The organism is Streptococcus pseudopneumoniae, assembly GCF_001072315.1.
In the GTDB taxonomy this organism is placed as follows: domain Bacteria; phylum Bacillota; class Bacilli; order Lactobacillales; family Streptococcaceae; genus Streptococcus; species Streptococcus pseudopneumoniae_R.
In genome coordinates, this window is sequence record NZ_JVLI01000067.1 from 1 (window position 1) to 13,429 (window position 13,429).

Genomic DNA, 13,429 nt, shown 5'->3' on the forward strand with positions numbered 1-13,429 from the left:
CCATAAGGTAAACTTTTGAGTGCTTTGAAACGTTGATATAATCGTATTGATTAACGTTTTGAGAATTATAGTCAGTTATTTTATACACAAATAAGTAGCAAAATCCCCTTATATGTACTTTTTATAACATCTTTTGTGACTTTTTATGTACTTTTAAGGATGGCTATTCTTCTTATTTGAACCAGTTTGAACTAATGTATAATTGATAGAAATTGAATACACTACTCTTTGAGGGCATTTTGCCCTCTTTTATATTTTACAATAAGTGTAAAAAGGAGAGTTTTTATGCGTTACGGTTATGTTCGAGTATCTACAAGAGAACAAAATATTGATAGGCAATTTTCAGCCTTAGTAGAAAACAAATTATCAAAAGAAAATATTTTTATTGATTATGTTTCAGGAAAAGATTTTGACAGAATGGAATATCAAAAATTATTAGCTACCTTGAAAGAGAATGATGAATTGGTTATAAAATCAATTGATAGATTGGGAAGGAACTATGATGAAATTTTAGAACAATGGCAATCGATTACTAAGAAAAAGAAAGTAAATATAACTGTTTTAGATTTCCCCTTATTAAACACAAAGAATAGCAATGATAATATCACAGGAAAACTAATCTCCGATATCGTTTTACAAGTCCTATCTTACGTTGCACAGTTTGAAAGAGAACAAATCAAACAAAGACAAATGGAAGGAATACGGGAAGCACAGAAAAAAGGGAAGAAATTCGGTAGACCAAAATTGATTGTCCCGAATAATCTCCCTGATGTGATAGCTCAATATAAGAAAAAAGAAATAACCTTACGAGAAGGTGCAGACATCTTAGGAGTATCAAAAAGCACCTTTCATAATTGGATAAAAAATTCATAGTTTTTGTCAAAAAACCTAGGATTTTTTGGACAGGAAATACACTCTATTTTAGAGCCGTTTTCGTTAGAAAAAAGGTTCTAAAATCAAGCATTTTGACCGATTATTATTACACTTCCATTTTATCAAGTTTGTCCAAAAAAGTCTAGGTTTTAGGACAAACTGATTACTTTACAATAAATAAAAATAGGGGATATTACATGAATGAACAAACAAACTAAAAAATTCACACTCGCAACTATCTCAGCTCTATCACTTCTTGGAGCCGGAATCATCGCAGCTAATCAAGTATCGGCTAGTGAAAATATCGTATTAGGACGTGATTTTAGAGGCTCAGCGATAAACCCATCTAACACTCGCGATTCAGATGGTATGCAAATTGTCGGTATTAAAGGAACATTTGCAACACCCGACAAACAAGTAATTGTAGACCGAATCAATGAAATTCGTAAAGAAGCTTATAACGAAGGCTTAGTCGACCGTTATGTTCCTGTCAAATGGTCGACTGAACTAGAGAAAGCAAGTCGTGTCCGCGCGGCTGAAGCTAGTTTGCTATTCGACCACGTCAAATTAACAGGCTCTCGGTCGCACGCTGGAACATATTCTCATGAGTTCGCTAACTTCGCAGAGAATTTAGGCAGTGAAAGCATTGCACTGGCCATCGAAGACTTTTATTCGGAAAAACAAAATTTGCAGACTGGATCGGGCGACACTGGTCATTATCTTAACTTGATCGACCCACGTTGGACAACAGTTTCAGTATCCGCGTTCGCCAAGCCTGCATTGAGCTCTAGACATGGTTTATATTATAAAATATCTCAGTTGTTCGCTGAAAATTCTGGCGACTCTGACAGCTTAGTCGGCGATTACGGTGAATCAACTGTCTATACTATCGCTAGTCCCGACAAAGTAAAAGACATCTCTTTGCCTCAAAACTTTACAATCAAGCCTCAGGAATCTAAGAGTCTCGGACTCCAAGCTAGATACACCGGCTCTTATGATAGTACTTATTCTCCTAAGGTCATCATTCCAACAAATCGTGACTGGTCTAGCAGTGACACTTCCGTCGCAACAATTGACCGAGACGGAAACATTATCGCTCACAAATCAGGGACTACGACTATCACAGTTACATCAGACGGTAAAACGTATTCTACGACTGTAACAGTATCAGCTAATGCAAGTTCTAACACTTCATCTGCACGAGATATTAAATATGGTCGCTGGGTCAAATCTGGCTCTCGCTGGTGGTTTAAAGGCTCCGATGGCTCTTACCCATCTAATGGCTGGGAAAAAATCGATAAAGTCTGGTATTACTTCGATAGTTCAGGCTGGATGCAAACTGGCTGGGTGAAGGATAACGGTAGCTGGTACTATCTCGATAACTCAGGTGCGATGAAGACAGGTTGGCTAAAAGATAATGGTAGCTGGTACTATCTCGACGGCTCGGGCGCTATGAAAACAGGCTGGTTTGCAGTTTCTGGCAAATGGTACTATGCCTATAGCTCTGGCGCACTCGCAATCAATACAACTACACCTGATGGCTATCGTGTCAATGCCAACGGCGAGTGGGTATAGGATAAGATTATAAAAAATAGATAAAAAGAAAAGGAATACAAAAATTATGAAAAAAATCGTTTTAACTACTACAGCAGTTTTATCACTCCTAGCAACAGGAGCTACAATTTCAAGTGTCAATGCCTCAAGTGGTCCAGCACCTCAAACAAACACTCAGTCAGATAGTATTATTGCAACAGATGTGACTCTTGTAGAGAAAAGAGAAGCAAAAATTCAAAGAGCAGTTGATGATTTATCTAAACAAGCTATTAGTATAGAATTGGTTGATGAAAATTATAGTAGCAATTTTAAAAATCAATTTCCAAACTTTTTTAAAAATCTTCCAGAAGGTCAAGTACAGATTGATGGAAAACAAGTTACATTTAAGGCAACAAATTTTGGAATCTATAGTATGAACTTTGAGTCAAAAGGAGTTCGATACAAAGCGACAGTAGATGTGAGAGAAAATGTAGGCAAAGGTCTTGCTTTCTACATTTACCTAACTAAACTAGAAGTTTTATCAACTAATCAAACTTCTGGGAATACAACTACTCCAGCATCTTCCCCTACAACTCCAACACCAACAAAAACAGACCGTTGGGTTCAAGCTGGTTCTCGCTGGTGGTTCAAGCACTCTGATGGTTCTTACACATCTAATGGCTGGGAAAAAATCAATGGTGTTTGGTATCGTTTTGATAACTCTGGTTGGATGCAAACTGGCTGGGTAAAAGATAGTGGCACATGGTACTATCTAGAGGGCTCAGGCGCTATGAAGACTGGTTGGTTCAACGATAATGGTTCATGGTATTATCTTGACCAGTCAGGTGCTATGAAAACAGGTTGGTTTACAGTTTCTGGTAAATGGTACTATGCTTATAGCACTGGTGCACTCGCAATCAATACTACGACCCCTGATGGCTATCGTGTCGATTACAATGGAGAATGGGTATAATAAACAATTCAAAATTGCAAAATTAAATAAATAAGAAAATTAGTTTTAGTCAGTATCAGTGTTTTAGCTGTTCCTATTTTAACTGCTTGCCAAGTTCAGAGTGAAAGCACTTCCTCAGCAAGTTCTGAAGCAATTGCTTCAAGTACTAGTTCAACTTCTTCTACATCGGAAGAAAATAAATCTGTCACAAGTCTAATAAATGAAGAATCTTCCCTTCCGTCAGAAAGTAAAGGGATAGATATTACTGCAATTCAAAATGGGGATTTTTCTAGTGTCTCAGGAACTTGGAGGAATGGTACAGGTATTGAATTAACATTCGATAAAAATGGTTTAGTAAGTGATTATTCACAGATTTCAATTGAACATGCCAAAGAAATTGACCACTATCTCAAGGCAAGTTCTGTTTCTAAAGATGGAGGTGCTGGTGCAGCTATTGCCTTTTTACCAGCAGGAATCCCTATAACCATGTCTGTCACCTCTTCTACAGATAATGGCTATACTGACTCGTCTGATATCACACAAGACCGCTTATGGTCTGGACACCAACTCATCAATGGTAGTACTGAGGGATTTTTCTATAAGATTCAATAATTAAATTAACTAGTGAACCGCTTATAGGCGGTTCACTTTGACAAGGAGGAAATCATGGATTTTACTAAATATCTATACGTCATGATAGGGTCACGTCTTGAGAAAAAAATTGATGAATTATACAAAACTAAAACAGAATTCTTGAAAAAATTAGATGACGATGACAAAAAGAAGTATAAAAGAGAGTATTCAGATTTACCTATATCCAATTCCGCATTATCTAATATCATCAGAGGAAAGACCGTGAATAGACCTTACCTCATGTCTCAAAAACAATTTGATTTACTTTCAAAAGAGTTCAATCTGACATCTCAAGAATTAATTTTTGGTTCAGATAGCGAAATTATCAATTTCATCAAATTTTCATTTCTTTTAATTTTGTTCAACAACTCAGACATCAATCCTTACATGGATAATTTCTCTAGTGATGATTTTTTTAGTAATGAACTCAACAGAAAACTTTTTAAAGATTCATTAAACAATGATGAAATTCTGAGGCGTACCTCCAATAAGCTACTTCTAAATATCATACTAGCTATAAATGATGAAAAGAAAATAGATTTTTACGTAGAAGCATTTAAACATCACTATAATGATTCTCTAGAATTTTTTATTGACTTTGCTAGATTCTTCTTTTCAAATAAATTAGATACAAATTTCTTATTCGATTATTTGTCCAGTAGTAAGGATAATTACCAAATTTTTGTAGAATCTTTCACTACTTTTATCGATACTAATAGAACTGCTCTCCTTGAATTTTATAATAAGACTATCGATAAAAAAATTAATGAGGAATGTAAAGGTAGTATACTCTCTAAAATTAACAATAACTACTTTATCAACTTATTTTCATCTTCGTTATTTCTAGACTTTCTAGATAAAACATTAAATGATGAGCAGTTCGTCTTATTTCTGCAGAAAGCAACACAAGAGGGAGAGAAAATCTCCTTTAATACTAATAATCATAATCTTGGTTATTATGATAAGGAAAAATTGGAGGAAGATATAAAACAGCTTCAAATATTCTATGAAGATAACCGAGATAACAATATTCATACTGCTGTTGAGTTAAATTTACATATATTGCACTTTCTTAATTTCGGAAAGTTTCTAGAAAACCAACTTATTGATGTAGATAAAGAAGATGATAGTAATTCTCAAAAATAATCTAAGACAGTCCAATTTTGTGGCTGTCTTTTTATATTTTCAAAAGTATAAAAATATACTTTCTAAATATATAAATACATTTTGATTGCGAGAGTATACAATAATGATATAAACGTAAGGCCTTACGTTTATGAAAATTTAAAAGGAAAAATCAGCAATATTCTAGATAGCTGATGAGGAATTTAAAAAATGATGAATTTCTATAAAAAATCAAACTCTAACTCAAAGTATAATTCCGAGTATTTCAAACAATGGTTTGGAGATGAGACAACAGGCATGGTAATTTCTCCTGAACCAAGAACTGTTAATGTCTATAAAAATAATGAAAAGACGGATGAAATCGGCACATTTATCTACTTAGTAGTTTTTGAAGGTTTCATGCCTTTTGAATTACGTTTTACATCAGACCAAAATCTTAAACAGTTCGACCGCATTGAAATCATCGGTGCAGAAGCCTGTGATTGGAAAAATGAAATCAAATTTAGAGCTAAAAAGGCTACCGTTATTAATGAAAAATAATTTACATGCTAAAGGAGAATATCAAATGAAATTCGAAGAAATAAATCGACTTTGTACTCAAGCCCTTGATCTTTCATTAGGTTTACAAGAATCCAGTTATTCAAATGCATTTTCAGTAGTTTCTGGTGATAGTGGAATTACAATAATTCCACGCTTGCCAGCCACATTCATAATCAATAAATCTTTATTTGAAAAAATCTATGAGATATTAAGCGTACTCTTATACCCTAACTACACACTTTTAAAACAATCAGGTATCAACTTAATCCCTCTAGAAACTGGCGACATTCATACACAGCGTGGACTATTTTTCCCATGGCAAAAGGGGACTGTCCAACGACTAGAAATTGATGATATTGAAACTTTTTTATCAGAAAATAATGATACCATCATCCCCCTTATGCCAAATGTCACCATAGATTTTAACGATGTAACACATATCGCAATAAGCGGAAATAGCGGTTCTGGAAAATCATATTTCATGTGCTACTTGTTACATATTATTAAAAAAATGTCAGATATTATAGTAATTGACCCCAAACAGGATAAACCGGCTATATTTGCTCGAAATCATGGGATTCCAGCGATTTATCCTACATCAAATCGAACTCATAATGATTTTGTAAATCAAATAAATGAAATTTTAGGAAATACCGTACAAACTATATTAGATAGACAAGCGCTTCTCTACGAGAATCCTAACACGGAATTGAGACACCTAACTATTTTCATAGATGAAGTTCTTGCTATATCATCAATTGCAAGTAAACCTGTAAAAGAATCTTTCCACAACCTAATAAATCAAATTGCATTACTAGGGCGAAGCGCTAAGGTTCATCTTTGCTTATGTTCACAAAGATTCGATGCAACAGCCATTAGCACCTGTGCTAGAGACCAAATTTCTCTAGCCTTTCAACTTGGACATATTTCCTTTAAAACAACACAATTTTTGTTTGAATCTATAAGTAATACCGAAGACATCGTTTTGCCTCACGAAATAGGTTCCGGCATATTCCAATTTACTAATAGTAAATACAACAGTAATGTCCAACCTATTCTTACACCAAACTATAAGGAGTTTTCAAAAAATGAATAATAATTTATCAAAATTTCGTATTCTAGTTAAACTCACATATATTCAAATTCTTTTATTCATAATAATTGTTTTTAATTTGCTAATGTGGAAAGTTACTAGTATAGTTACCACTTTACCTAGGAGTATAGATTTTAAGTGGATATCATTTGATACTGTGCCTATCTCCCAGCTATCACAAACATTATCAAATTTCAGTTTCATCGTCATGATAATTTTGATATTCACATCTATCATTTTATCACTCTATATTTTTAGTATATGGCGCAGATTAGGAAGTACAATACGGTGGCTCTTTGATTCACTGTATAAAACACATTTTTTAAAAAAGTATTTCCACAAGAAGTACGTTTCAGACGAGGAAAAAGAATTTGAAGAAGACATCCAAAATTATTTTAATAAGTTAATTGTTACTTCTACTGGTAGGGATATAGAAATTTTAATACCTTTACCTTCTACTCATGAAATGAAAGAGGCTGTTAAAAAAAGATTCTTTAGTGCAGAAACTGATATCACGGCAGAATTTTCTAATCAATATACATTTTCTAATGTGGAAAAAAATCCGAAAAAATTTATATCTAAACGTGGTAGTCAAAAACTATAAAACAAAAACCAGCGGAGCTTGCCGTAAGGCAAGAGCTCCGAGCTGGTTTTATGTTCCAATTTAGTCAAGACAGAACTATACTACTTCTGGGCTTGTTATTGAAGTAGTATAATGTTGTTCCATTGTTCCAAGAAGAAAGGAGTTTTTAATGGTAAAAGCACGCAATGTCATGTTTGTTCAACAAATAGACTATTTTAAAACACCAAATATTCAAGCTATAATTAAAGAACTAACCGATGTTCTAAAACCAATTCGCTTCGCAGGAATTTTACATGATAAAGACATAGGAAGTGACGGAACTGCTGTAGCTCCTCATATCCATCTTATTCTTCAATTTGAAAGCGCCAGAAGTCTAAATAATCTAGCTAAACTAACTAGTCAACCAATACAATGTTTTGAACAGTGGCGTGGTTCTATAAATAATGCTTACTCTTATTTAGTTCATCACACTTCGTCAGACCAAGATAAGTATCAATATTCTCCCAAAGAAGTCATTGCTAACTTTGATTATCTTTTTCTATTAGAGACCATCGAAAAAAATGTGAGAAAAAGGAACGAAGTAAATGATAGTATGATAATAGATAATCTCTTAGATCTGCTTTACGCAGGAGAAATTACAAAATCTGAGATTGAAGAACGACTCACTGGTTCACAATATGCTAAAGCTAAGCATAAAATAGATACAGTTCACTTAAAAAGATTAGAAATTCAAGCTGAATCATGGAGACACGAGATGAAAAATAAAAATGCTATCGTGACTATTATTTGGCTTTTTGGAAAAGCTGGAACAGGAAAAACTCGGTTAGCTCGACAATATGCAGAACAATTTGACCCAAATTATTTTATAACAGGTTCTATACGAGACCCTTTCCAACAGTATAATCTAGAACATGTAGTTATATTAGATGAGTTGAGACCTCATCAATTCGATTATTCCGACTTACTCAAAATGTTTGACCCATACAATGACAGAGCAATGGCTAGCAGTCGTTATTTTGACAAACCTCTTTTAGCTAATGTATACATCATTACAAGCCCATACTCCCCATATAATTTTTTCTTAGAATTAACAAAGAAGAAACAAACAAGCCACATTGATTCTTGGGGACAATTAATGAGAAGACTAACACTAGTCATAGAAATCTCAAAAGAATATCTACAGTTCTATAAGTATTCTCCATTAGACCAGATGTTCTATGTTGACCATATGAAAAAACTATCAAATCCATTTAAAGATGAAAATGAAAAAACAAATCTAATTCATAACAACTCTTATGAGCTTTTTCTAGAATTAAATCAGGAGGAAAATAATGAAAAACACATATAATTATCTTTTAAATAGAGAACAAGCTAGTAACTTCCTAGGAATTGATGAAAAATCATTTGATAAGTATATCAGGTCAAGTAATAACTTAAAACGCTTTATGATAGGAAGCAGAGAACGATACACTAGAAAAGAATTAATGCGCTTCATCACAGAAAATTTAGTCTAATCTTAAAATTATGATTGATATATAAATAAAATCTGATTATAATAAATCTGTATTCTATTTTCTATCAATCTTTTTATTTTAGAAAGGATTGAAATTATGGCAAGTATTGTCAAAGTTGGAAAAAAATATAAAGTCCAAATTTCACTTTATAAACAAGGTCAGCACAAAAAAATGATAAAAACTTTTAAAAACAAATCCGATGCTGAGCTATGGGCTTTAGAACAAGAACTAGAAAAAGGAAAGGGGAAAAATTTAGCCGACCGTGATACCTATTTTCCTGATTTCTTTGAACACTGGATTTATCTAGTAAAACAAAAAGATGTTAGAGAAAGCACCTTTCAAAATTATCAAAAAGCTTTAAAAATCATCCAAGAGCTTTTTGATGGTATCAAATTAAAAGACCTAAACGACATTGTAGTTCAAATGAAAATTGATAGTTATGCTCAATCTCATTCACGAAAAACTACACACGAATTACTCTTAAAAATAAAAACATCATTGCGATATGCTTACTCTAAAGGATATATAGCAATAGATTTTTTACCTCTAGTAAAAGCTAGAGGCGAAGACAAACCAAAACGAAATAAGTCGCTTTCAATTACTGATTTTGGAAAACTACGAACTTACCTGTTACAACATACAGAAGATGAATTTAATATTCTCGTTCTGCTTGCTTTAGAAACTGGGATGAGAAGAGGTGAACTACTTGGGATTCGTCCAGAATATTTATTTCCATACGGAATTAAAGTGAGAGAATCAATTAGCCCAACTTCTAGCGATACCTCTTTAAAAACTCAAAATTCAAAACGAGATGTCACCATCAATAAAGAAGTCTATGATTTATTAACTGCTATTCCAGTTAAATCAAATGGCTATATTTTTTCAAGAGAGAACTTCCAACAGTCTGCAAAATTAACCAGACTATTGAAAAAAATTGGACTTCCAAGAACAACCTTTCACGGACTCCGTGATACTCATGCTTCTTTCTTATTTTCACAAGATATTGATATTGTATATGTCTCAAGAAGATTAGGACATGTAAATATACAAACCACTCAAAACTATTATCTTGAACTGATGCCAGAAAAAAGACACCAGCAAGACGCTGATGCCTTAAATTTATTAAGCTCTTTATCCAAAGGATAATTTGAACAGACTTGAACCAAAAAGTCCGTACAAAGATTGTCTCAATAGGCTTTTTATTAACGTTTTGAGAATTGTGATGCTTTACGAGCTTTCTTAAGACCTGGTTTCTTACGTTCAACTTTACGTGAGTCACGTGTAAGAAGTCCTGCGCGTTTCAATGAATCGCGGAAGTCTGGGTCTACTTGAAGAAGGGCACGAGCGATACCGTGACGGATAGCTCCTGATTGACCAGCGTATCCACCACCTACAACGTTAACGAAAACGTCGTATGAACCTGCAGTTGAAGTAACTGCGAATGGTTGGTTGATTACAAGACGAAGGTCAGCGTGTGGGATGTACTCTTCAACATCTTTTTTGTTAACAGTGATTTTACCAGTTCCTGGAACAAGGCGAACGCGTGCAACAGCGTTTTTACGACGTCCAGTACCTGCATATTGTGCTTGTGACATACTTTATTGTTCCTTTCCTTAGATAAGTCCTGAAATATCAAGAACTTCTGGTTGTTGTGCAACGTGAGTGTGCTCAGCTCCAACAAATACTTTCAACTTCATACCTTGAGCGCGTCCAAGTGTATTGTGTGGAAGCATACCTTTAACTGATTTCTCGATCAAACGCACTGCATTTTTAGAACGAAGTTCACCTGCAGAGATTTGTTTCAATCCACCTGGGTGGTTTGAGTGAGTGTAGTAGATTTTATCAGTTGCTTTTTTACCAGTCAATTTAACTTTTTCAGCATTGATAACAATTACAAAGTCACCTGTATCAGTGTGTGGTGTAAATGTTGGTTTGTTTTTTCCGCGAAGTACGCTAGCAACTACTGCAGAAAGACGTCCAAGTGGTACATCAGTTGCGTCAACTACGTACCATTTACGTTCAACTTGGCCTGGTTTAGCCATAAATGTTGTTTTGTTCATGATTTCTCCTATATATAGTTCGATTTTTGTTTACGGTGATGGGTGTTCCTTCCCATCGAAAAGTATTTGGAAGGTTCCGGGGCCTTTCAAATGGGGTAAACAATACCGCCTACTATAATACCAAATTTCACCCCTAAAAGTCAATAGATATGAAAAATATTTTTCTAAATTCCACTCTTTTTATCTCTAAAAAACCTCGCTTTCGCGAGGCTCTTCTATTTATAAGATAAGGCACGTTTAAATGTTTTCCAAGGTCCTAAATCATCCGTTTGAAGGACTAGGCTGGCATACATGCGTCCGATAAATCCTGTTGCTACCACTGCAAAAATCACTGTAATAGCAAGTGAAATCCATGCTTCTCCCCCCCCTGCATATCCATTAATGGTTCTAAATGGCATAAAGAAGGTCGAAATAAAGGGAATATAAGAACCAATCTTCAAGATGAGATTGTCACCAGCTGCACCTAGAGCTGTCACTCCAAAAAAACCACCCATAATCAAAATCATCAAAGGCGACAAGGCTTTTCCTGCGTCCTCAGGACGAGAAACCATAGAACCTAGAAAGGCTGCCAAGACGACGTACATGAAAAGACTAACCAAAATAAAGAGCAAGGTATTTAGAGAGAAAGCATCTCCCAAGTGATCTAAAACACCAGACTGAGCCAAGAATGGCAAATCTTTAAAGAACAGAATGGCAGCCAGACCACCTACAACATAAATCCCAATATGCGTTAAAATCACTAGAAATAGAGCCATCATCCGCGCATAGAAATAGTGACTTGCCCTTATGCTAGAAAAGACGACTTCCATAATTTTGGTGCCTTTTTCACTGGCAACTTCCTGAGCCGTCACACCCGCATAGGTAATCAGAATCATATAAAGAAAGAATCCTAAGGCGCCTGCTGCAATTGTTTGAACAAACTTTTTATTTTCCTTGGCTTCATCAATCTTTTCTGTGAATTGAACTGTCTGCGCTAAGCGTTTTTCCTGCTCTTGAGACAAGGAAGCAGTTGAACGATTAAGCTGATTTTGCAGTTCATTGAGTGTACCTGTAACCTCAAATTTAATTCCATTTTCAAGCGATGTTTCGCCATGATAAACGGCCTTTAGAACACTATCTTCTTGATCAATGGTCAAATAGCCTTTTAATTTTTCATCTTTAATCGCTTCTTTGGCACTTGCTTCGTCTTTATAGTCAAAGTTAATACCATTTACATTCTTCAGTCCTTTTGCTACAGACGGCACTGTTGTCACCACTGCCACTTTATCATTTTTAGCCATTGAAGAACCTTGGAGATAGGCAATTCCTACAGAGATTCCTAAAAAGAGGAACGGCGAAATCACCATAAAGAAGAAACTCCACGATTTGACATGTCGAAGATAGGTTTCCTTGATTACAACCCACATATTTCTCATACTTCCACCCCTGATTCTAGTTTAAAGATTTCATCGATTGTTGGCGCTTGCTGGTCAAAGGTTGCGATATATTGCCCCTGAGTCAAGATTAGGAAGAGTTCCATTCCAGCGCTCTCATCCTCCAAAATCAATTTCCAACTGCCTTGCTTGGTCAAACTCACCTGCTTGACATGAGGAAGATTTTCCAATTCTTCCTTGCTTCGTTCACTTGAAACAAAGAGACGCGTTTTCCCGTATTGATTTCGGACATCCTGAACTGGTCCATGCAAGACCACACGGCCATCTCGGATCATGAGAATATCGTCACAAAGCTCCTCGACGTTGGTCATGACATGATCAGAAAAGATAATGGTTGCCCCACGTTCTTTTTCTTGAAAAATGACTTGTTTGAGCAATTCTGTATTGACTGGGTCCAATCCACTGAAAGGCTCATCCAAGATAATCAAGTCTGGCTCATGAATCAGAGTAATAATGAGCTGAATCTTCTGCTGATTTCCTTTTGACAGACTCTTAATTTTATCTGTCAGCTTCCCTTTCACTTCCAACCTCTTCATCCATTGAGGGAGTTTTTCCTTGACCTCCTTGGCATCCATGCCTTTTAGAGTCGCCAAGTAACGAACTTGTTCAAGGACTGTCAATTTAGGCATGAGACTGCGTTCTTCAGGCAGATAGCCAATCCGAGCATAGGTCTCCTGACGAATATCCTGACCATCCAGACTGATTTCTCCTTGGTATTCTAAAAACTTCAAAATACTGTGGAAAATTGTTGTCTTCCCAGCACCGTTTTTCCCGACTAATCCCAAAATACGACCTGGTCGCGCTTGAAAGTCAATACCAAACAAAACTTGCTTGGATCCAAAACTTTTCTCTAGACTTCTTACTTCTAGCATCTTTAACCTCCGAAATATCTTGCACTCATTATACTCCTTTTTGATAGCCTTTACAATAGTTTCTGTCCATTTTTATAAGACTATTGCTGTGTAAAATATGACCTGGAGCACTTTTATACTCAATGAAAATCAAAGAGCAAACTAGGAAGCTAGCCGTAGGTTGCTCAAAACACTGTTTTGAGGTTGTAGATAAGACTGACGAAGTCAGTCACATATAT

At 35.2% G+C, this 13,429-nt stretch carries 15 protein-coding genes and 1 pseudogene; 12 read left to right on the forward strand and 4 right to left on the reverse strand.

What is annotated here, in order from left to right:
* Positions 1-285: 285 nt before the first annotated feature.
* The 12 genes and pseudogenes from ADH54_RS03005 (at position 286) to ADH54_RS03055 (ending at position 9,992) form a co-directional block, all read left to right on the forward strand.
* On the forward strand, positions 286-873 hold the full coding sequence (locus ADH54_RS03005) for a recombinase family protein (RefSeq protein WP_049523987.1): 588 nt from the start codon (positions 286-288) through the stop codon (positions 871-873).
* 201 nt (positions 874-1,074) lie between these two features.
* Positions 1,075-2,448 carry an Ig-like domain-containing protein gene (locus tag ADH54_RS12565; protein WP_053092325.1) on the forward strand — a complete coding sequence of 458 codons (1,374 nt, stop codon included), beginning with the start codon at positions 1,075-1,077 and terminating at the stop codon, positions 2,446-2,448.
* A 46-nt stretch (positions 2,449-2,494) separates the two neighbouring features.
* Positions 2,495-3,379: an N-acetylmuramoyl-L-alanine amidase family protein gene (locus ADH54_RS03015; RefSeq protein WP_053092326.1), complete on the forward strand. Its 885-nt coding sequence runs from the start codon at positions 2,495-2,497 to the stop codon at positions 3,377-3,379.
* Positions 3,380-3,619: 240 nt separating this feature from the next.
* Positions 3,620-3,697, forward strand: a pseudogene (locus tag ADH54_RS12570) (DUF6287 domain-containing protein); the annotation flags it as partial.
* A 147-nt stretch (positions 3,698-3,844) separates the two neighbouring features.
* A complete protein-coding gene (locus ADH54_RS12575; protein ID WP_261062033.1) occupies positions 3,845-3,970 on the forward strand; it encodes a hypothetical protein in 126 nt (41 codons plus the stop codon).
* 54 nt (positions 3,971-4,024) lie between these two features.
* A complete protein-coding gene (locus tag ADH54_RS03025; RefSeq protein WP_049523988.1) occupies positions 4,025-5,137 on the forward strand; it encodes a hypothetical protein in 1,113 nt (370 codons plus the stop codon).
* 189 nt (positions 5,138-5,326) lie between these two features.
* Entirely contained in the window at positions 5,327-5,656 is a 330-nt protein-coding gene (locus ADH54_RS03030; RefSeq protein ID WP_049523989.1) for a hypothetical protein, read from the forward strand.
* Between the two features lie 25 nt (positions 5,657-5,681).
* Entirely contained in the window at positions 5,682-6,752 is a 1,071-nt protein-coding gene (locus tag ADH54_RS03035; RefSeq protein WP_049523990.1) for a type IV secretory system conjugative DNA transfer family protein, read from the forward strand.
* Complete coding sequence (locus ADH54_RS03040; RefSeq protein WP_049523991.1) at positions 6,745-7,353, forward strand: hypothetical protein; 609 nt, start codon at positions 6,745-6,747, stop codon at positions 7,351-7,353. The genes ADH54_RS03035 and ADH54_RS03040 overlap by 8 nt, the downstream gene beginning before the upstream one ends.
* Positions 7,354-7,501: 148 nt before the next feature.
* Positions 7,502-8,680 (forward strand): Rep family protein, encoded by a 1,179-nt coding sequence (locus ADH54_RS03045; RefSeq protein WP_049523992.1) that lies wholly within the window; start codon positions 7,502-7,504, stop codon positions 8,678-8,680.
* Positions 8,664-8,846 (forward strand): hypothetical protein, encoded by a 183-nt coding sequence (locus ADH54_RS03050; RefSeq protein ID WP_049523993.1) that lies wholly within the window; start codon positions 8,664-8,666, stop codon positions 8,844-8,846. The genes ADH54_RS03045 and ADH54_RS03050 overlap by 17 nt, the downstream gene beginning before the upstream one ends.
* Positions 8,847-8,942: 96 nt before the next feature.
* Positions 8,943-9,992 (forward strand): tyrosine-type recombinase/integrase, encoded by a 1,050-nt coding sequence (locus ADH54_RS03055; RefSeq protein WP_049523994.1) that lies wholly within the window; start codon positions 8,943-8,945, stop codon positions 9,990-9,992.
* Between the two features lie 56 nt (positions 9,993-10,048).
* Here ADH54_RS03055 and rpsI read toward each other — a convergent pair whose 3' ends face one another.
* From rpsI to ADH54_RS03075, 4 genes are all read right to left on the reverse strand, one after another.
* A complete protein-coding gene (gene rpsI, locus ADH54_RS03060) occupies positions 10,049-10,441 on the reverse strand; it encodes a 30S ribosomal protein S9 (RefSeq protein ID WP_000075964.1) in 393 nt (130 codons plus the stop codon).
* 18 nt (positions 10,442-10,459) lie between these two features.
* Positions 10,460-10,906, reverse strand: a complete 447-nt coding sequence (gene rplM / locus ADH54_RS03065; RefSeq protein WP_016397194.1) for a 50S ribosomal protein L13 — start codon at positions 10,904-10,906, stop codon at positions 10,460-10,462.
* 215 nt (positions 10,907-11,121) lie between these two features.
* Positions 11,122-12,321 carry an ABC transporter permease gene (locus tag ADH54_RS03070; RefSeq protein WP_049523995.1) on the reverse strand — a complete coding sequence of 400 codons (1,200 nt, stop codon included), beginning with the start codon at positions 12,319-12,321 and terminating at the stop codon, positions 11,122-11,124.
* Positions 12,318-13,211 (reverse strand): ABC transporter ATP-binding protein, encoded by an 894-nt coding sequence (locus ADH54_RS03075; protein WP_000895302.1) that lies wholly within the window; start codon positions 13,209-13,211, stop codon positions 12,318-12,320. The genes ADH54_RS03070 and ADH54_RS03075 overlap by 4 nt, the downstream gene beginning before the upstream one ends.
* Between the last annotated feature and the right edge of the window lie 218 nt (positions 13,212-13,429).

Excerpts from the sequence above, each read along its gene's own strand:
- ADH54_RS12565 (WP_053092325.1), top strand. The coding sequence starts at position 1,075 with ATGAACAAACAAACTAAAAAATTCACACTCGCAACTATCTCAGCTCTA.
- ADH54_RS03070 (WP_049523995.1), bottom strand. The coding sequence starts at position 12,321 with ATGAGAAATATGTGGGTTGTAATCAAGGAAACCTATCTTCGACATGTC.
- rplM (WP_016397194.1), bottom strand. The coding sequence starts at position 10,906 with ATGAACAAAACAACATTTATGGCTAAACCAGGCCAAGTTGAACGTAAA.
- ADH54_RS03075 (WP_000895302.1), bottom strand. The coding sequence starts at position 13,211 with ATGCTAGAAGTAAGAAGTCTAGAGAAAAGTTTTGGATCCAAGCAAGTT.
- ADH54_RS03030 (WP_049523989.1), top strand. The coding sequence starts at position 5,327 with ATGATGAATTTCTATAAAAAATCAAACTCTAACTCAAAGTATAATTCC.
- ADH54_RS03055 (WP_049523994.1), top strand. The coding sequence starts at position 8,943 with ATGGCAAGTATTGTCAAAGTTGGAAAAAAATATAAAGTCCAAATTTCA.
- rpsI (WP_000075964.1), bottom strand. The coding sequence starts at position 10,441 with ATGTCACAAGCACAATATGCAGGTACTGGACGTCGTAAAAACGCTGTT.
- ADH54_RS03050 (WP_049523993.1), top strand. The coding sequence starts at position 8,664 with ATGAAAAACACATATAATTATCTTTTAAATAGAGAACAAGCTAGTAAC.
- ADH54_RS03025 (WP_049523988.1), top strand. The coding sequence starts at position 4,025 with ATGGATTTTACTAAATATCTATACGTCATGATAGGGTCACGTCTTGAG.
- ADH54_RS03040 (WP_049523991.1), top strand. The coding sequence starts at position 6,745 with ATGAATAATAATTTATCAAAATTTCGTATTCTAGTTAAACTCACATAT.
- ADH54_RS12575 (WP_261062033.1), top strand. The coding sequence starts at position 3,845 with ATGTCTGTCACCTCTTCTACAGATAATGGCTATACTGACTCGTCTGAT.
- ADH54_RS03035 (WP_049523990.1), top strand. The coding sequence starts at position 5,682 with ATGAAATTCGAAGAAATAAATCGACTTTGTACTCAAGCCCTTGATCTT.
- ADH54_RS03005 (WP_049523987.1), top strand. The coding sequence starts at position 286 with ATGCGTTACGGTTATGTTCGAGTATCTACAAGAGAACAAAATATTGAT.
- ADH54_RS03015 (WP_053092326.1), top strand. The coding sequence starts at position 2,495 with ATGAAAAAAATCGTTTTAACTACTACAGCAGTTTTATCACTCCTAGCA.
- ADH54_RS03045 (WP_049523992.1), top strand. The coding sequence starts at position 7,502 with ATGGTAAAAGCACGCAATGTCATGTTTGTTCAACAAATAGACTATTTT.